The following is a 19,417-nucleotide window of genomic DNA, read 5'->3' as shown; positions in this document are numbered from 1 at the left end:
AGGCCGAAAAGTTCTTTTTGACAAAAAGGTAAGTCTTCTACCGGAAAAAATAAAAAGATCCTTTCCCGATAAAAGACAAACAACACTTCATGAATAAATTATGGAAATCGATGAGGCAATGCTCGAAATGAGTGGTTTTGTAAGTCAGATGGTTGATTTGGATGGATTACTGTTTGATTTAGAAGAAAAGGTTCTTGTGCAGCTTGAAAAAGCGGATTTGGAAATACCCATTCAGCTTGAGATTTTGAATACAAATGATGAGGGCTTAAAAATAGGTTGTTCTCCTCCATTATATTATGTGGAAACCACTGTTTTGCCAGTCTTTCATCAATTAAAAGTCAACATTGAAATAACTGAAAATAAAGCAAGTCATGGCGACAGTCTCTAATGCAATGTGGAACTTGGAATCATTTATTGATTCATTGGTAGTGGAACTTGATAAGGCAAGGGAAACATTGGCCATTAAGGCAATCAATAAGCCTTTGACCTATACCGTAAAAGATGTTGGCTTGGACCTGCATCTTTTCCCCACATATAATGGTGATGAGGTGAAATTTATTACCGCGCAGCCTGGACAGAGTGGTGCTTCCCGATTGTCAATTCAATTGGGGTCTATTACGGATCAACAAATACGGCAGACCACGAGAGAACCTGTTTCAAAGGATGCCATAACTATCGATAAAATCGATGTGGACAATGAAACAAGGAAATCATTGAGAAAAATGGGGGTTACCTCAGTGAATGATCTGGAGAAACTTGAAAATAAAAATGTAGATATAGCCAATGTCAGCAACAACAAGATTTCCTATAAAAACCTTGCAGACATCATCAAAAAATCAAAAAGGCACAGCACACCCCCGTCGGTGGGAAAAGTAAGTCTCAATATGTCAGGGGCAAAACCAATCATCATTGTGGATGGAAACAATCTCCATTTGGATGCTGGATTTGAACCGGTTGCGGTGGTTAACAACAAGCTGGTCCATGTGCTCACCTCAGACAACAGGAAACTCGAAATCGAGGTGGGTCCAGACACCTTGAAAAAAGGGAAAAACGAATTGGTGATGACCCTTGACCCCTTTGCTATTTTTAAAATCGACATAAATCAGCAAGACAATGAAAGAGAACAAAGGAAAACTTTTTGAACTCGCAGAAGAATTCAAAAAGTATAGGCCACAGGCAAAAAAGGAAAAAAAAACAGTTCAGGTAAAGGGAACCCGTTTTGACGAAGGCCTGTCCATCAATCTTTCCTATAGCTTAGATTTATATCCACAATCCATCTATGATGGATACAGAAACGGAAATCCCGCTGTTCAGTTGAGCTTTGAGGACGGTCTTCAAAGCGAAGCTTTTTATGTAGAATCCTTTGATCAAGAAAAAGAAGATACCCGTTATGCGGAGGTTTTGGGAACGGAAGAAGAGGAGGAAATATTAGAGAGAGTGGTTTCGACACAGCCTTCAAAAGAACCTCAAAATGGTGAAAAAAAGGATGAAAATCCTGGAAACAATACTGATCCCATGATGAAAGAGGATGTTGAAAACACCTCAAAAGACATCCAAAAAGATGAAGGAACTGAGGCACATGGAAAAGAAAGCCCTGAAAATGAGCACAATACCTCTTCTTTCGAAGTGAGCAATGAAGAACTTGCCAATGACATCAAGGCCATTTTGCAAGGGGAAAAGATTTTTGATCCAACCCAAAAGAAAACGATAAGCAGGAAAGAGATTTCTCCCACTGAAATCCTCAGGCAAAACGATACTGAAGGTACTTCCCAATTAAATAAATTCCCTGAAAAAATTGAGTCCACTTATGATCCTGAAAAAAATGAACATCAAATATTCGAGAAAATTGCCCAAAGCATGAGGTATGCCAATTCTTATGATCTTGGATCCATTGCCATGGAAACCAGATTTGATCTTTTGGAAAAAGACATTGAAGAGGAGGAAATCAAAAACATCCATGATAAGAAGAGAGAAAACACAACACAGGATGCGGAAATTGTAGTGGAGGAGCTTCCAACATCTGATAAAGGAATGTTCAATCCTGAAACTGCGCTGGACACTTCCAATGGAGGACAATCAATCAAAGAAGATCAACTGCAACCTGCAGATTTGATTCTTTTTACCCCGACACAGAATCAACCAGATATTAGCAATAAACTTTGTTATGGAGGAGTGTATGATGGAAATGGGAAAATAATTTATGCAACAAATGATCATATCCCAATGGAGAGGGATTTATCAGAAATTTTGGGAGAAAGTGAGGTGGTTGCTGCACTGAGGGCCAAATCCATCACTGAAGAGAATGGAAAAAATGTAGTGGAAAAAGTTTTGGAAACCATGAATCATGAAAAGGATAAAGCGGATCTAGTCCATTTAAATTATCCACATGTAAGCATACATCCTTCGGTTTGTGAAAAGCTACCTTCTGATCAATCCAATAAATGCCAGCTTTACAACGGAAAAATATACTTAGGCAACGACAATGAAACCTTCAGCTGTGCAAGGATGATTTTGAATGCTTTTGGAAACTTTGACCTTCATTTTCTTGCCCTGGTAAAAAATGAGAAGGATTCATCTCTTATTGATCCATTGGAAAAACCAAACAACCCTTTACAGTATTTAGGCCACTTAAAACAAAATTAAGATGAACAGGATAATCGCTCTAAGGAAAGAAATAAATGATTTCAGTGGCTGGAAAAGAAAGAAACGTCCGGCAGTGTCAAACGGATATTCACAAACCAAAGCTGCACCGGCCTTGTTTGGTATTGCCGGCCTGACTGCAGTTGAAGCGGCGGGTTTAGGTTTATCCGGGATTTCTCTGCTATCGCCAGCTGTTACAAAGTCCGGGAATCTAACCATTGTCTCCGACAATGCTGAACGTTTATTGACCGCTCAGGCAAAACAAAAACTACAGGGAAGGCCAAAAAGACCCTATACCTTTCCACTCATCTGGCTAAGTGGGGGAGCTTTGGCTTCAAGTGCTGCTGCCCTCATTGAAGTGTCCTGGGAAGGAAATGACTATGGCGAAATCGGAGGGGCTTATGTTCGCCGAAACCTAACCCATACTACCGCCTTTACCAAATCCTCACTAAACGTAAGCTTTAACAGATTGAATAAAATCCCACCGGATCAAATGAAAGATCCCAGGGAATGGCCGATTGTATTTGCCTATGATGGCACTTATGACCCTATGGGAAATGGCCAATTTGAATTTCAGGGGGAATTTGAAATCAATGCATTTGGAGGCTTGAAGTTTAACCGGCATCAAGTAAAAAGCGTTTCCTTTACGGATTTTTTAATTCCTGGAAAATCTGAGGACTATGTCAAGAAATACAGTGACAGAAACTATACTGTACCAGCATTGCCACCGGATCAAAAAAAATATCTGCTGGAACATCTTGGAAACCCTTAAAAGCAAAAATTATCGAGTTTTCTTATCACTCATGAAAATGGCCGAGCGGATCGATTCCAGATAAATAGGTTTTTTCTTTTGGCTGTCCATTAGTCTAAATTTTAAGGTTATGAAAGGGAATAGAATTTTGATGTTGCAAGAAAATCTGAAGGAGTTTAAGCGGCAGGAAAAACCGACCAGGGATAAATCGAATTTTTCAGAAGGTGCTTCCTTTCGTGAGATTGAAGAAGAAATAGGTAGAATCAGCAACCGTATCGTTGATGAAGATGTTTTTATCGTAGAAATACTTGATTTTTTTTTCAACAGAAATATAAGCGAAAACCAAATTTCAGATGAACTTCGGGAAATTGCGGCAGAATGTCTTTTTTATGCCATCAAAGAAATCAACACGAACCTTATCCCGTTTCCTCCTGATGAAAAACCTTCGGTCAGCTGGCTGACATCGGAAATTGTCCAGAATGGCTATCATGAACTTAGAAAGAAAAATGCTTTTTTGGGATTCAAGAGTCAGGTCGGTTTAAAATTTAAAGATGATTTTGAAACTGCTTTACTCAACAGTAAAATAAGTGCCGCACCAAAAACAATGGCACAAAGCATGTCCTCAGCCAAAACTGCCTTGGTGGTATTTATGGAAAACACGGGTGCTTTGCCTTTTCAATGGGAAAACAGTGTCGGGAAATTGGTTCAGGAAGGCCTCGAAAAAATAATTGACTATGTCTCAGAGGAATTTGTAAAATGGCTGAACAAATTCAAAGAGGCAAAAGGCAAAAAATACCAGGAAGTAATTATTCTGGAAGATGGCAAAGCTACCTATGAGAACCTTAAAGTTACTTTGATTGATTTGTCCCAAAAAGGTTACATCATAGATGTCTTTACGCTGGCCCATGGGAATGCCTCATCCTTCAGTGGGTATCAAGGCATAAGCATCAGTGATCGCGATCTCCAAAATATCAGGAACTCCTATGGCAGCCCTTTACCTTTGAGAGTGGTTTATATGATGAACTGTGTGGGTTCAGGATTGAATGATGATTGGCTTTATGTGGGGGCCAAAGCGGTGGCAGGATCCATCCGCAATAATTATATCCCAGAACCCATGATGTCAAAGTTTTGGCAAAATTGGCTTCGTGGGGATACTTTTGAAAGCGCAGTCAAAACCGCTTACAATGATTCGGTAAAATTGATCACCCATACCATCTCCAATATAAAAGTAATTTGGCCTATTCCAGGAGTAGTCATAAAAGCGGCACTTGAACCCCATATCAACCGATTACTTGTTGATAGTGAACCTAAAATAGAAGGAAATGCAAGCCTGAGAATTGATTCGGTTTCCTTGGTTTCAGGAAAATCCCTTTCCTTAACTGGCCGATATAGCAAGGCCAAATATGACACCGGTGAACATGTGCTTGCTGGTCTGGTTTCGGCATTTCCCGTGACTCCAACATACAATATTCCTATTAAGGGGGTAGATTTCACCTATGCGGAGTTAATTGCCATGGGAGATTTTTATGAGGATTATGATAAAATGGCCAAGGCAAGTGCAAGCGAACTGGTCAAATTGAAGGCCCTGATTGATAAAAGTAAGCGGTACTATGAAGGCAAACTAAAGGGTAGCCCCGTTGGTGCTAACCCGGAAGACAGTGATTGGCAACAAGCAACTTCCGGCCGCTATCTAAAGCTTGCCGAAGACAATTTTGCCCATTTTGCGCCTTCCAATAGCACTTACATTGCCAGTTTTTCAAGTGCCAAGCCCAATCATAAGTCTGAGTGGGAAAAATATCACGGCCAGGCAATCAGTATCATGAGAAAGGGCATGGATAGCAGTGCCATCAATGATGCATTGGTGGTTAACGGATTTGGCGATCATTTCCTTACTGATGCTTTTGCTGCAGGCCATCTTTTCAACAAAGATGAAATATCAAATTATTTTAAAATGTTGGTTTTGAATTCATCCGGTAAAATCAATAAGCAGGGTGAAGAAATGTTTGGGAAAATTGCCAGTAAATCCTTTAAGGGAAAATTGAAAGATGAATTTAGTAAGCATGAAACTGTAGACAGGTTAGGGGGTGTCTGGCGACCCAATATTAATTCTGCTGATCGGTTTACAAAGCTATTAATTGGGATTATGGAGCAAGAACCCGACATCATGGGCAAAACTATGGTGGTAAAGCTGATCCATGATGCATTAAACAACTATAGCGGGGGAATTTCTGTCACCAACAACATGGGCAATAAATGGCAGTTAAGAGGAGATGCAAAACTGGATGAAAAAAATCTGGAAGCCATGAGAAAGGCCGTGGTCCAATCCATCAATAATCTCTCCGATGCATTAAATGACAGCAGTCCTGCGAGTATGTTTTTTAAAAAAGTATGGGATTATACCCCCCAGCCAACCGCTGCTTCTGTCACCATTATAAAAAACCTCATCAGGAACTACACCAATCCAGCGAGACAGGAAATAGTGGATGGTGCGGTTCAGTTGCTTCAAAAAAATTATCAGTCCTTGTTAGACGAACTCATTAAACGAAACATCCTTAAAAAAGCATGAGAATATTCTATGTAGGTCTGCAACTTCATATTACGCATTCATTCTCCGGCCTTTGTTTTTAACATGGCTGGGCGGCCATACCTTTCCCCTTAAGTCCCCTACCCCCGTAATGCCATTACAAAATTCATTGATTCAACCCGAAATATGCAGTAGGTTTTCAAATGGGATTGAAACTGAAAGAAAATCAGCCTATTGGGAGAATATTTCCTGACTCCAATAGGGCGAAGTCAAAAATAGTCAACAAACAATTGATTGTCAGTTAATTATAATATTGCATTGAGTCTGTTATGCATAAAACAGGCTCAATTGACTAATATTCAATAAATTGATTGCTTTTGTTTTTGACATCATCACAGCCGTAATACACCTTAATTCTTCAAATTGCCTGATTTTCTTCCGGTTTGTAAAGTCGTTTTTCATCGGAGTCTAACCCGTTTTGCATCGGGTTAAAACCCGCAACAATTCCGATACCCAGCAAAAATTTCAAATTCCCCAAAACCAAAAAACCTCTTCTCCAATGATGGAGAAAGAGGTTTTTACATTCACGGTCAAACAGTGGTTATTCCAAAATCCTGAAAGTCTTGCTCCCAGTATGTTTTTGTCCAAACATATCTGTGGCTTCCACCTCAATCAAATGCTCACCAACCGACAAATTGGACGGAGCATTGATCCTCCAAAGATGGTGGTTCAATTGTGCATTGGAGGGCCGTTTTCCTTCCAAAAGCTCTTCGGTGGTATCCCACTTGAGCATATCCACCAAATAGGCTGGATCCGGGCTGATGGTGTGCGTCATTTTTCTCCATGGCCCATTGTCGATCCGAACCTTAACCTCGTCGTCTTGAGCGCCCATAAAGAAATTGACAAAAATCCCTGAAGTGGTCCTCTTGTCTTTTTCCAGTACCTTGGGCGCAAAGATTTCCATTTGATATTCCGGATTCTTTCCTGCTACCTGATAGCGTATTTTATACTGATTTCCATCAAAATCAAAATAAGCATATCCTTTCGGGGTTCCATCTCTCATGGTGGAGACGGGGATTCCCTCTTCGCTCAGATCACCTCGGTACCAATCCCCAGACGTGGTACCCACATTGTAATGGTGATGCGGTTTGGATTGCTTCCAACCAGCCTCTTCCCCAAACATGACCTGTCTTTGATAATGGGTATGGGCCGAAAGGGAAAGCGTATTCGGATATGCTGCCAACAATTCGAAGAGTTCCAGGATGTCCTCGTCCCGGAAAGAATCGCCTTCTTCAAACAATGGGATGTGCATGGCCAATACGATCAAGTGATCCTTTGGCACAAATTTCAGATCATTTTTGATAAATGCCATTTGGTCAGGCCTAAAACCTCCCCAATACCCCTCTCCATCCCTTGGATCAGGATATAGGATATTTTCCAGTACTATAAAATGCACCTTTCCTTGGTTGAAGGAAAAAGTACTTGATCCAAAATAGGTCTCAAACGTTTCATCCCCCAAGGCATCGGTTTCCACATCAAAATTATGGTCATGATTGCCCATCACATTGTACCAAGGCAAATTGACTTTTGCCACCGCATCGATATAATGTGGAAAAAGGGATAGGTCATCCCCGACCAAGTCTCCCAGAGAAAGCCCGAATTTCACGCCCTGAACTCCCTCCACTTCTTTGACGATGCCTTTGTCAAAAAAGCCTACTTCTTCCAAGTTATAGGGTTGGGGATCTCCGAAAACCAAGGCCGTAAACTTCTCCTCCTTTTCCGAAGGCACCAAGCCAAAATCCACCGATTTTGGAAGTGGACCGGTTGGTTTCGATCCAGGGTATTTTAATTCCGGTGATCCTGCTGGTTTGTGGATATAATAGAATTGTGGAAGGTTTTGCGCATTGACGGGCAAATCAAATGCTGCAGGTTTGATCACAAAAATGATCTGGTCCTCCCTAACGGGAATACTGTATTTCCCCTCCGCATCGGTCTGTACGACCAATTCCCCATTGGATACTGAAACCATGGAAATTCCTTTTTCCCGCCTTTCCTTTTTTTGATTTCCGTTGAGGTCTTCAAAGACATAACCTGTTGCCATCTGCTGGGCATAGCCGCCCATCGAAAAGCACAATAGACTGAATAAAATGAGTTGTTTTTTCATTGTGTTTGTTTTAGTTATTTTTCCCACCAAACCTTGGTGTTGATGTCATCTGCACCCATTCTACCGACTGCTGTATTGTAGTTTTCACGGTTGTTGATCTGGACAGCCAATGGATACCGGAACCTTACCGGCAGCTTTTGATCATTGAGCATCCCTTCCGTTTTGGGCAATATTGGAAGTCCCGTTCTTCGGTGTTCGAACCATTGCTGATAATCGTTGAAGTAAAGTCCAATGTATTTTTGCAACATGATCCTGTCCAAAGTTCCATCATAGGCGGCCTTTGGATTTTCAAAATACCCGTCGGTCATTGTCACGCTCCATTGTTCCATCGCAGCTTTCACGGCGTTTTCAAAATGAATTTGGGGTGCTGAATCCAAGTGTCCTCTTTGGGCCAGTTCGGCTTTGATGAATTGAACCTCTGCATAGGTCAGGATCAAAGAAATCATCGGTGCCTGTACCAAGGCGACATTGTGGTTGCTGGGAATAAACCCAAATTGGCTATCCGGACCATCGTATCCGCTGGTCACTCCTTTATAGCCGATGGTGGTGATGCCGTCCAATTCCCTTGCCTGGGTAAAGAACTTGGCTCTTCTTGGATCATTCAACTCGTTCAATTTGTCAATGAAAAATTCTGATCCAGCCTTGAAAGTGGTGAAATCTATCGCCCTTCCCCAAGGAGAAAGGTTGGGCGTGACGCCCGTGATTTTTAATATGGCTGACTCCGCCGTGTTTTCGAAAACAGGATAGGCAACCGGATCTTTGATGATTTGTGCCATTTTTGCAAAACTGTTCATTTCAGACCTGTTCGAGACCCTCAGAAGCAATCTTAAATGCAGGGAATTGCAGAATTTTCTCCATTTGTGCACATTGTTCTGAAACAGGATTTCTTCCCCAAAGACCATTGGCCGGGTCGTGGTAAATAGACTGTTGGCCAGCGTAAGGTCCTCGAACAACTTGCTGTAAATTTCTTCCTGGGTGTTGAATTTGGGTCTTAAAATCCCCGCTTCCGCGGCACTTGCCTCCATCATTGGCACCTCGCCAAAGCTGTCTGTCAGTTGGCTGTAGACCCAAGCATTTAAGGTTAGGGCTATTGCTTCATAATTTGGATCCTGCGCTATGATCGCCGCCTCCCGCATTTCCTTGATATTGATCAGCCATCTGTAATAGGTATTCCAAGTGGAATTGCCGGCATTTTCGGTGATGTCATACCGATGCGCACCACCGGATGCATTTGGAAACGGCAAGGCCACCTGCATGACCTGAAAGGTGAATGCATCTGCCCTGGAGGTATTGAAACTTGAAATGCCATACAAAATGGGGTTCAACAGCGTTCCTGGGCTGATCCGTTCTATTCTGTTGGGATCTGTATTGATTTCTTCAAAATCTTCTGTACAGGAAACCATTCCTACCAAGAGGACAATAAGGATATATTGATTGATTTTTTTCATGATTGTCTATAGAATTAAAATTGGAGGGTAAGGTTGACACCGAAGGTTCTTGGCGTGGGAAGCTGTCCCATTTCAACACCTGGAAGCAGACTGCCGCCATTCAAGGCCGCTGTTTCGGGATCGAAAATCGGGAACTTGGTCCACATGGCTAAATCTCTTCCGTAAAAGGCAATAGTCGCTCTGCTTACTGCCACTTTTTGCAAAAATCTGGCTGGTACCGAGTATTCAAATCTCATTTCCCTCAACTTCACGAACGAGGCATCAAAGGAGTTGGACTCGACATTTGCCCTTCGGTAATATTCGGTGTAGTAATTGGGAAGTAAAGCTTGGGTGGTGTTGGGAGAGAATGTTCCATCACCATTGTCCACTACCCCATCTCCAACAATAAATCCATCTTCTCTTCCTTTGAGGGTATGTTTGAGTTTTCCCTGTTCGGACATTTTGTGGTGGGTTTGGGAATAGATCATGCCTCCATATTGGCCATCCAGTAAAACAGTCATGCGCAGGTTTTTGTACACAAACTCATTCCGAAAACCACCTTTCCATTTTGCATAGGCATTGCCGATATATTGGATTTCTTGCGGTCTGGCGGGGAGTCCATTCTTCAAATACACAATCTCCCCTTCTGGAGAGCGGACAAATCCAAATCCATAAATGTCACCCGTTGTTCCTCCCACTTTGGCGATGACAGTGGCGTTTCCTCCCGATCCCAATATCTGCTCGGCATCCACCTCATCGGCCAATGCCAACACTTCATTTTGGTTTTTGGCCCAGGTAATAAATGAATTCCATTTAAAATTCCGTGTGGCAATCGGGGATCCGTTCAATACCACTTCCACCCCTCTGTTCATCACCTTGCCTGCATTGAGGATCGCCCGGGAAAAGCCGGTGGTGATGTCAATCGGTACTTCAAGAATCTGATTTTTAGTCACCGTCTGGTAGAAGTTGATGTCTGTCCCCAACCTTCTGTTGAAAAAAATCAGTTCCAGACCTGTTTCATAACTCGTGGTGATTTCCGGTTTGAAATCGATGTTGTGAAGCGTTGTCGGTACCGAAGCTGAACCCGGAAATTCACTTTGACCGTAATATTTGAACGTTCTGTAAGGTTCTGTATCATTTCCAACCTGAGCTCCCGAAAGCCTCAGTTTGGCAAAGGAAACCGGAGTGGGCAACTTGAAAATATCCGTCAGGATAAAACTGGAGCTAATCGATGGATAGAAGAAGGAATTGTTCTGTACAGGAAGCGTACTGGACCAGTCATTTCTTCCGGAGACATCGACGAACACTTTTTCGTCAAAGGAGAATGTCGCCAAACCATAAAGACTGTTGATCACCCTGTTGTTGTCTCTGGTGGAGATAAAAGGATTGTTGATTCCATTGGAAAGTTTGAACACCCCCGGGATCACCAATCCATCCACCTCTGCACTGATCAACCTGAAATTTCTCCGCATCTGATTCCCACCGATACTGCCGGTAAAGTTGATTTTCTCTCCAAGTTTTTCCTTGTAGGTCAACAAAAAATCCGTGTTGAGCTCGTAGTTGGTGATGTCCTGCTGCTTGTAATATCCCCTTTGGAAATTCGCGGTGCTGTATGGTCTTCTTTGGTCTCTTTCTTCCTGACTCATGGCAAGTCCAGACCGCACCAAAAGGTCGATTTTATCAGAAAAGGAATAGGTTGCTGAAAAATTTCCCACGACCGAATTGTTGTTCACTCCATTGGTCATCTGATAAGCGATGAGGTAAGGATTGTCAATAAAGGAACTGAAAGGATGTACCTGATCTACATTTTCAAAACCTTCCCTCCAAATCGGCCGATACCATTCCAGATCCACGTTTGGATTTTGGAAAATCATGAAGTAGGCAATGGATTGGTTGTTGTATCCTGTGGCAGGAAGATTGTCACTTTTCTTGTTTGTGAAATTCACCTTCGCATTCAACCGCAGCCTGCTGTTGATTTCCTGAGAAACACTCAATGCAGCCACGAATCTTTCGAAACCCGTATTGGGCATGATCCATTCGTTTTTGGTATGGGTAATGGATGCGCGAACGGAACCTGTTTTGCTGCTGCCTTCCAGCGCGATATTGTTCACGACATTGACTCCAGTCCTCCAAAAATCCTTCACGTTGTTGCGATACGGTCTCCAAGGCTGTCTTTCCAAAGATTGCCCTTCAATGGTCGGGTCATATTGGAAATAAGATTGCCCATTGAATTTGGGTCCAAAAGCACTACTGGTTCCTCCGGTACTGGAGCCATCTGCAGAGGCGCCATAGGAATAATACAGTTCGCCTTCTTTGTTTAAAGCCCTTCCAGTTCCCTGACCATATTCATGCTGATAATCAGGCCATTTCAACACATCATTGAAACTGATGTTTGAATTGAAACTGACGCCCAATCCTTTGTTTTTTCTCTGCCCACTTTTGGTCGTAATGATCAAGGCACCATTGGCGGCCCTGCTTCCGTACAACGCTGTGGCGCTTGCTCCTTTCAGCACCGTGACGCTCTCGATATCGTCTGGATTGATATCCGCTATTCCATTTCCAAAATCGATGGGAACGTCATTTCCCGAACCCGCTCCATAAGCATTTCCAACACCGGAAGAAGTCAAACCGCTGTTCATGGGTACGCCATCCAGCACAATCAGGGCACCGTTTCCGTTTGGATTCAAGGAATTGTCTCCGCGCAAACTGATCTGGGACGAATTCATCGGGCCTGAGCCTGCCGATAACACATTCAATCCCGCCACTTTACCAATCAAGGCGTCCGACCAGTTGTTGGATCGGGCATCCAGAAGCTCCTCGCTGGAAACTTTCTGGGTCGCATATCCCAAGGCTTTTTCTTCCCTTTTGATCCCGAGGGCTGTCACAATCACTTCCTGCAGCGAATTGTCATCCAATTTCAGAGAAACATCCATCCTGGTTTGATTCCCTACAGTCAATTCCTCTTTTGCAAAACCCACGTAGGAAAATACCAAAACTTGCCCAAGGTCCAATTCAAGCGCGTAATTACCATCGATATCGGTGATGGTACCCGTGTTGGTTCCTTTGATCACCACGTTGACTCCCGGGAGGCTTTCACCGGTTTCCCCATCCCTGACCTGTCCCGAAATCCTGATTTTTTCCATCCCCGTTGCTTTTCTCGGAATCTCCTTGGTGGAGACCGCCAGGGTATGGTTGATCTGTTTGAATTTTAAGGAAGTGTTTTTGGAAATCTCCGTAAGCATGCTTTCCAAATTTTGATATCTTTTGTCCAAGGCGACTGTCTGCTGCAGCTCCAAGTTGCTTTGGTAGGAGAACCGAAAACTTGTCTGCGCTTCAATTTCTTTGAAGAATTCGGAAACCTTTTGCTTGTTTTTGGAAACCCTAACAAAGGTTTCGTCCAGTTTTTGGGCGTTTGGATTTGCTGCCTCAGCTATGCCAACTGCCCAGCAGAGCAGGAATAAGAGGGTAAACAGTCTCTTTGCAATCCTCTTTATTGAGAAGAGTAATTTTTTTTCCATAATTTCGGTGGTTCTGTTTTAATTTTTGAAGGAATTAGAAGTGGACAAATTGATGGGGCTGGTGGTACAGCCCCATCTTCGTTTAATTGCAGTTTTTGAATTGAATGTTTACTTTTTTGGCATCGATCTGGTACGTCATTGGAAGTGAATACTGAATGGCTTGGAGGAGATTTTCGAGACTCATGTTCAGATAAGTGCCTGAAATTCTGCAGGTATTGTTTGGTGATAGGTTGTGCTCTATTTGAATTCCATACCAAGCATCCAGTACCTTTACCAAATTGAATAAATCGCTGTTCTCGAAGACTATTTTGTCTTCGGCCCAACCAAAAACCAAATCCCGATTGGTGATTTGCTGCACTGTTCCGGCACCTATTGAATAGATCAGCTGCTGGTCTTTGTGAAGTTCAAAATTGGTTTGTGCATCGCTAACGCTGACTTTCCCGGTTTTTACGGACACTTTGGTTTCTTCGAGACCAGCCGTTTTGATGCTGAAAGAAGTGCCCAACACTTCCGTGGTCAAACCATCGGTTTGGACCCTGAAGGGCAATTCCGGATTGGCCACCACTTCAAAAAATGCCTCTCCTTCCAGTTTCACGAACCTGTTGTTTGAAAAATCCCGATCAAATTCTATCGTGGTATTATGAAACAATTGGATCCTGGAGCCATCAGGGAGTTTGATCTTCTTTACCATTCCGACCCCGTTCTCCACTTTTTGGAAAGCGATTTTATCGGAGAAATCTACTTTTGGTTTTTGGGTAAGTTCAGATAAAACAAACCCCAATCCGATGACCATCACAACAGAAGCGGCTATACCAAACAATCTTTTGAAATTCCGATTCCCGGAATTTGGAGCGTTGGAAATCCGACCTCGCTGTATTTTGTTAAAAAGTTCTTTCCTGATAAGCGATTTTGTACGCCCCTTAAAATCCTGAATCAGAAGTTCGTCTTCTTCTTGATGATCATACCAATCGTTGACAGCATTGAATTCCTGTGGGGAAGCCTGACCTCTCAGGACTTTTTGAATGTGTTGTGCTATGGATTTTTCCTTTCTCATCTCTTGAGTCTTCCTCTATAGAGTGCTCAAAACACAAATTCACTACCTCTCAAAATCTTTATTGAATTGTTATCAATTTGATGGGTTTGTTAATGAATACTTAATCGGGAAAATCAGAGATTGATAAAAAGCAAAAACCCAGGGGCAAGATGTTTCATTTCCGCTCTGACATATGTCAGGGATTTGGAGAGATGATTGTGAACAGTCTGTTGGGAAATCCCGAGTTTTTCAGCGATTTCATCTGAAGAAAACCCTTCCAATCTGCTCATTTGAAAGACAAGTCTGTTTCTAGGTGGCAATTTGGCAATCACCACCTCCAATTGATGGTAGAGGTCTTCAAACCCCAGCACATCAACATCCAAATAGGGAACATCGGCGCCTTCAATTTCACGCGCCCTTTTTTCCCTTGCCTTGTCCATATACTTGAGCACCCGATACTTGACCGCGGTGAGCAGATAGGCTTTGAGGGTAGATTGGATGGTGATTTCAGTTCTCCTTTGCCAGATATCGATAAAAATTTCCTGGAGCAGATCTTCCACCACCTCCTGTTCCCTGATTCTGCTGAAAGCCGATTTGTACATTATCTCCCAGTATTCATTGAAAATACGCTCAAACTGAAGATCGTTTTGAATCAACAACATGGATTTATTTGATAAAATGGGAATGGATTAATTCCCTAAAAGTAAGGCTATACTCCTTTTGGGCTTTCGAAATGAAGTTATGTTATCATTAAAAAAAATCATCAATCATCTCCCCTAGGTCACTTACCCCTAATGTGAACATGAAAATGGCTATGCCTAAAATGATTTTTACCAACAGCGGAATTGTAAAGGCGAATCTCTCCTTGAGCCAACCTGCGGCCGGAGGCAAATAGACCAAGGAGAGTAGCAGATACACCAAGCCTGGCACAGGGTGGACCAAAATCAGATTCAGGATACCTACCGTAAAAACAAGTATTCCAAATACCCAACCGAATACCGGTGTGTGTTTGCCCTGAATTTTCATGGGTTCCAATTTAGGATCCCGCAAAAGGGGTTCCGAAGATCCCGACTGCGAGTTCTGCCCAAATGAGGAGGAATCCCAACAGAATCACCCCAATGATGGCGATTCTGGTGTTCAGGTTTTTCACATTTCTGATGATAAATTCACTCAGTAGTCCTGTACCGAGGAGCAGCAGGCCCATGACCACAAAGTCCAACAGCGTCCAGACCACTTCCTCTGTAAACTGCATTGCGATCAATGGAATGAGCAATAGAAATGCTACAGCGAGCACAATGCCGATCAATCTTTTGTTTTTCGTTTTCATCAATTTTCTGGTTTTAATATGCGTGTTAAGTATTGCTATTTATGGTCAATCGTCAAGCATTTCACATCATGGCCATCTTTTCAAACCATTCCCCTACTCCCATTGCTGACCAGACAATGAAGATGAATAGGATGTTTATCAACCGCCCCCCGTCTTCCAGCCCTTTGTATAGCCAAATGGTGAGCAGTGGCAGAATAGTCGATCATCCGATTTTCATTTATTCCATACGCTTCAAAACAAATAATATTATCATATAAAGTACTTTGAAATTCAAAGTTGAGTGTCAAAAAAATATCAACTCTCCTTTCTATTGTTCAAAATGAGCTGCTCCAGTGCATCCAAATGGTTTTTGAAAGCTTCACGACCTTGATCCGTTGCTTGATAGGTGGTATTTGGCTTCCTACCCACAAACTTTTTCTCCACTACAAGATAGGACGCTTCCTCCAAGGCCCGCAAGTGACTGGCCAAGTTGCCATCCGTCAGCTCCAGCGTTTCTTTGAGCGTACTGAAATCCACGCGTTCTTCCACCATCAGGACTGACATAATGCCCAGCCGCACCCTGCTTTCAAATGCCTTGTTGATATTTTCAAGATAATCTTTCACGGTCCTGCTAGCGTTCGTATTTGAAATACACCAGCGCACCATACACGATGTGAAGGACACCAAATCCAAGCGTCCAAGCCAACAATCCAAAGCCCAGATAAAAGCTTGCAAACAAGCCCAATAGTATTTCCAAAATCCCCAGATAGCGAATATCGCTGATGGTATACTTACTGGCATTCAACAAGGCGCAACCATAAAATAGCAGCATCACGGGAGCCACCAAATACGGCAATTCATGGTGAAACAGCGCTGCACAGAAAATCCCACCTGCAGCCAAGGGAATGGCCAAGTTGACCAACATGCGTTCGGACTTGCTGTCCCATACCTGATGGCTCTTTCTTTTGGCATTGCGTGCAGTGAAATATATCGCCGAACTGACCGCGAGCAAAAACACGCCTACCGCTACCGAAAGGACAAATACGATGGACTCACTTGTCAACTCGCGCCCGAGTGTCTCGCGATACTGGATATCTTCTTCAAGGAAATGCCATCTTACAAGCGCTGCTCCCAAGAGTGCCGACAGCCCCGCTGCCACACCAGAAAGCCCACTCAATGAAATAAAGCGGGAAGAACGGTCCATGATATTCCGGATCTCGTGCAGGGTTGCTAATGGGTCGTGCTGCTTGTTCATATTGAAAGTACTTTGCGATTCAAAGTTAATAAAAAATTCAAATGATCAAACGATTGTTGGTTTTTAGAACTAAAAAAAGGATAAAACTTTGCATCTCGATGCATAACCTTCTCCTCTATTGATCAGCAAGCCAAGCAACCGACCCTCCATTTTGAAGGATTCGAAATCGCAGGAGGTGGAAGCCCGCATCCTCTTCATCCCAGAAAGGGTGAAAGCGCAGTCCCGACAATTCAATATTAATTCTCTATTTTTCAATATATTACTGGAGGACATGATTTATTTAACCTAATTTTTGATGTGGATATCAAAATTGAAGTTTATTTTAGCACAACATTCCATGTTCCACCCATTTAAAATTTTTACGATTTGAAACTACTCGTCATCGATATCGGAGGTACCAACGTCAAGGTTAAAGCAAACAATGAGGATGAAAGAAGGAAAATCCCTTCCGGAGATTTCATGACCCCTGAAAAGATGGTCGCTGCCGTTTTGGAAAACACCCAAGATTGGGAGTTTGAAGCCATTTCGATTGGCTATCCGGGTGTAATCAAAAAAGGAAAAATCATGACCGAACCCAAAAACTTGGGCGAAGGTTGGACTTCTTTTGATTTTGATGCCGCTTTCGGAAAACCGGTGAGAATCATCAACGATGCCGCCATGCAGGCTTTGGGTTCATACGAGGAAGGCGTTTTGCTGTTTTTGGGCTTGGGGACAGGACTTGGATCCGCCATTGTATTTGATGGAACTGTCCTCCCGCTTGAATTGGCACACCTTCCCTACCGAAAAGGCACCTACGAAGATTACATTGGTTTACGGGGTTTGGAAAGGATGGAACAGGAAAAATGGCAGGAACATGTATTGTCCATTATCAAAAAATTTAGCGCTGCATTCCTGCCCGAGGATATCGTCATCGGTGGCGGAAATTCCAAACTGCTTACAAAAATCCCAAAAGGTTGCCGCTTGGGAAACAACAAATTGGCTTTTGAAGGTGGCTTTAGGTTGTGGGAAAACACCTTTCGCAAAAAAGAAGTCCAGTAAGGGTCAATGAATAGGGTTTCATGGAGCCCTATTCATGTATAAAAGATTGTCTTTATTTCCTCCCCTCCTAAAAAAATTGATAACGGCAGTATTGGACCATTTCTTTTGCTGTCTTATTTTTTTCGGCTGATAGAGATTCCTGAAGAACTGCTCCTGTCCACTGTGGTTTCATATCCCGGATGATCCTTAACATACTCCATAAATGTGCGGATTCCACCGATATTGTTCAAGACATTGTGTGCCGTAAATCGTCCTCCTTTTTTGAGCTTGGGATCGATATCCTTGAAATATTGGACATACCAATCCTTGTCTGCATCCGAAAAGACAAAATCGAAAGGCCCTTCAAGTTCTTTCACGATTTGATGAGCATCTCCTAATCTGAAGTCCACAAAATCAGAAAGTCCCAAAGCCTCCAGTTTTTTGATGGCTTCCTTTTGTCTCCTTTCATCCATTTCCAAAGTGATCAATTTCCCACCGGTTTTGCTGAGTGCCCAGGCAATCCAAATGGTCGAATGCCCCGTGGAAGTGCCGATCTCCAAAGCGGATTTGTAATTGTTGTCCACGATGAGCTTGTACAATACCTGCCCATCTTCATACGGAATATTCAGGTCACGCCATTGCCTTCTATTTTGCTCCAAGAATTCTTGTACACGGGCATCTCTGGATTCTTGGCCTTTCATATTTTGTGCATAGGCAATTGTTCCAATGCTGATTACGAATAAAAATATCAAAATGGCTTGAATGTTGAAAGTTGATTTCATCTCTGCGTTAGTTTTGGGTTGAAGTGGGCAACATGTTTCTGATTCCAGTGATTTTCCACCGTCCTTCGGTGAAGACAGCCAGGAAGGTACTCCACATTTTTCTGGTGGGGCCATCCGGATTTTCGATTTCATACCGGCAATCCACAATGGCTGAAGCCTGATCCAGCAAGCGAATTTTATCAACGATCAAGTTTCGGCTGCCGGGATTGGCCGCGGAACTACTCATCATCCCATCAATCGCCTGATCGATGCCTGTTCTCCATTCCCCAGAGGAAACCAACTGATCGATTTCAGGGGTCAAAATGGTCTTGAGCAATAAAGTATCCTTGTTGTCCCTGGCCTCGTTGTATTGCTCAATCAATGCATAGAGCTCCTTGCGGATATCTTCCTCCAGTATTCCTTGCTGCGCAAATAACGATTGAGAAGTCAAATTCAGCAATAGAATAACAAGAGAAAAATATTTCATAGTATATTGATTTTATGTAACTTATATTGATTTGAATAGGATTTAATTTAAATATGAATTGAATTAAAAAACCTTATTTCAATTTAAGGATTTTTGAAACAAAAACAGCCATTTGCCATAGGGAAGTCCTACTGCAAATCCAAGATTGGCCGGATCAATCCCATAATTGTTCAAACTTTATTTCTTAGCAGGCTTCTCTTGTTCAATTGGTTCTGAATTTTTTCATGCAGCGTGCGCGAAGTGTTTCGCAGAGTACGCAAAGATTTTTAGGGAGACTAGAAATGGATTCCGGCAAGTGATAACTATTGGGATTTTATCTCTTGGCGGACTTTGCGATGTTCTCCGCGGAATTTGCGTGAAAAAATAATTCTGAATATTTTCACGCAGAGCGCGCTAAGTATTTCGCAGAGTACGCAAAGATTTTTAGGGAGACCAGAAATGGATTCCGGTAAATGATAACTATTGGGATTTTATCTCTTGGCAGGATTTGCGAAGTTCTCTGCGGACTTTGCGCGAAAATTGGTTCTGAATATT

17 protein-coding genes are annotated in these 19,417 nt (G+C 42.7%); 6 read left to right on the top strand and 11 right to left on the bottom strand.

The genetic code is table 11. The features are described 5' to 3' along the window. Positions 1–100 precede the first annotated feature (100 nt). From Q7J63_RS12690 to Q7J63_RS12670, 5 genes are all read left to right on the top strand, one after another. Positions 101–388, top strand: coding sequence for a hypothetical protein (locus tag Q7J63_RS12690; protein WP_304886610.1), 288 nt, complete (start codon positions 101–103; stop codon positions 386–388). Further along, positions 372–1,142, top strand: a complete 771-nt coding sequence (locus tag Q7J63_RS12685; RefSeq protein WP_019598220.1) for a hypothetical protein — start codon at positions 372–374, stop codon at positions 1,140–1,142. Before Q7J63_RS12690 ends, Q7J63_RS12685 begins: the two co-directional genes overlap by 17 nt. Then, positions 1,114–2,643: a hypothetical protein gene (locus Q7J63_RS12680; protein ID WP_304886608.1), complete on the top strand. Its 1,530-nt coding sequence runs from the start codon at positions 1,114–1,116 to the stop codon at positions 2,641–2,643. Before Q7J63_RS12685 ends, Q7J63_RS12680 begins: the two co-directional genes overlap by 29 nt. Before the next feature lies 1 nt (position 2,644). Beyond that, complete coding sequence (locus Q7J63_RS12675) at positions 2,645–3,412, top strand: hypothetical protein (protein ID WP_019598218.1); 768 nt, start codon at positions 2,645–2,647, stop codon at positions 3,410–3,412. A gap of 109 nt (positions 3,413–3,521) precedes the next feature. Next, the gene (locus Q7J63_RS12670; RefSeq protein ID WP_304886605.1) at positions 3,522–5,957 is read left to right on the top strand and encodes a hypothetical protein; all 2,436 of its coding nucleotides are present in this window, start codon (positions 3,522–3,524) and stop codon (positions 5,955–5,957) included. A 559-nt stretch (positions 5,958–6,516) separates the two neighbouring features. Here the strand turns inward: Q7J63_RS12670 and Q7J63_RS12665 are convergent. The 9 genes from Q7J63_RS12665 to Q7J63_RS12625 all read right to left on the bottom strand — a co-directional run bounded on the left by Q7J63_RS12665 (position 6,517) and on the right by Q7J63_RS12625 (position 16,618). Then, positions 6,517–8,079 carry a calcineurin-like phosphoesterase C-terminal domain-containing protein gene (locus Q7J63_RS12665; RefSeq protein WP_304886603.1) on the bottom strand — a complete coding sequence of 521 codons (1,563 nt, stop codon included), beginning with the start codon at positions 8,077–8,079 and terminating at the stop codon, positions 6,517–6,519. Positions 8,080–8,093: 14 nt separating this feature from the next. Then, positions 8,094–9,527: a SusD/RagB family nutrient-binding outer membrane lipoprotein gene (locus Q7J63_RS12660; protein WP_304886601.1), complete on the bottom strand. Its 1,434-nt coding sequence runs from the start codon at positions 9,525–9,527 to the stop codon at positions 8,094–8,096. Positions 9,528–9,541: 14 nt separating this feature from the next. Further along, complete coding sequence (locus tag Q7J63_RS12655; protein WP_304886599.1) at positions 9,542–13,024, bottom strand: SusC/RagA family TonB-linked outer membrane protein; 3,483 nt, start codon at positions 13,022–13,024, stop codon at positions 9,542–9,544. An 82-nt stretch (positions 13,025–13,106) separates the two neighbouring features. Continuing rightward, positions 13,107–14,078: a FecR family protein gene (locus tag Q7J63_RS12650; protein WP_304886597.1), complete on the bottom strand. Its 972-nt coding sequence runs from the start codon at positions 14,076–14,078 to the stop codon at positions 13,107–13,109. Between the two features lie 113 nt (positions 14,079–14,191). Beyond that, the gene (locus Q7J63_RS12645) at positions 14,192–14,719 is read right to left on the bottom strand and encodes a sigma-70 family RNA polymerase sigma factor (protein WP_304886595.1); all 528 of its coding nucleotides are present in this window, start codon (positions 14,717–14,719) and stop codon (positions 14,192–14,194) included. Positions 14,720–14,807: 88 nt separating this feature from the next. Next, on the bottom strand, positions 14,808–15,083 hold the full coding sequence (locus Q7J63_RS12640) for a hypothetical protein (RefSeq protein ID WP_304886593.1): 276 nt from the start codon (positions 15,081–15,083) through the stop codon (positions 14,808–14,810). A 10-nt stretch (positions 15,084–15,093) separates the two neighbouring features. Beyond that, positions 15,094–15,384: a hypothetical protein gene (locus Q7J63_RS12635; RefSeq protein ID WP_304886591.1), complete on the bottom strand. Its 291-nt coding sequence runs from the start codon at positions 15,382–15,384 to the stop codon at positions 15,094–15,096. A 294-nt stretch (positions 15,385–15,678) separates the two neighbouring features. Then, positions 15,679–15,987 carry a transcriptional regulator gene (locus Q7J63_RS12630; RefSeq protein ID WP_304886589.1) on the bottom strand — a complete coding sequence of 103 codons (309 nt, stop codon included), beginning with the start codon at positions 15,985–15,987 and terminating at the stop codon, positions 15,679–15,681. Positions 15,988–15,994: 7 nt separating this feature from the next. Next, on the bottom strand, positions 15,995–16,618 hold the full coding sequence (locus Q7J63_RS12625) for a hypothetical protein (protein ID WP_304886587.1): 624 nt from the start codon (positions 16,616–16,618) through the stop codon (positions 15,995–15,997). A gap of 366 nt (positions 16,619–16,984) precedes the next feature. Here Q7J63_RS12625 and Q7J63_RS12620 point away from each other — a divergent pair, with 366 nt between their 5' ends. Further along, on the top strand, positions 16,985–17,656 hold the full coding sequence (locus Q7J63_RS12620) for an ROK family protein (RefSeq protein WP_019598203.1): 672 nt from the start codon (positions 16,985–16,987) through the stop codon (positions 17,654–17,656). A gap of 113 nt (positions 17,657–17,769) precedes the next feature. Here Q7J63_RS12620 and Q7J63_RS12615 read toward each other — a convergent pair whose 3' ends face one another. Together Q7J63_RS12615 and Q7J63_RS12610 are read right to left on the bottom strand one after the other, a co-directional pair. Further along, a complete protein-coding gene (locus Q7J63_RS12615; protein WP_304886584.1) occupies positions 17,770–18,417 on the bottom strand; it encodes an O-methyltransferase in 648 nt (215 codons plus the stop codon). A 7-nt stretch (positions 18,418–18,424) separates the two neighbouring features. Then, positions 18,425–18,883, bottom strand: a complete 459-nt coding sequence (locus Q7J63_RS12610; protein WP_304886582.1) for a nuclear transport factor 2 family protein — start codon at positions 18,881–18,883, stop codon at positions 18,425–18,427. Positions 18,884–19,417 lie beyond the last annotated feature (534 nt).

Source organism: Rhodonellum sp. (genome assembly GCF_030656585.1).
Taxonomy (GTDB): Bacteria; Bacteroidota; Bacteroidia; order Cytophagales; family Cyclobacteriaceae; genus Rhodonellum; species Rhodonellum psychrophilum.
This window is presented reverse-complemented; position numbering and strand designations above follow the sequence as displayed.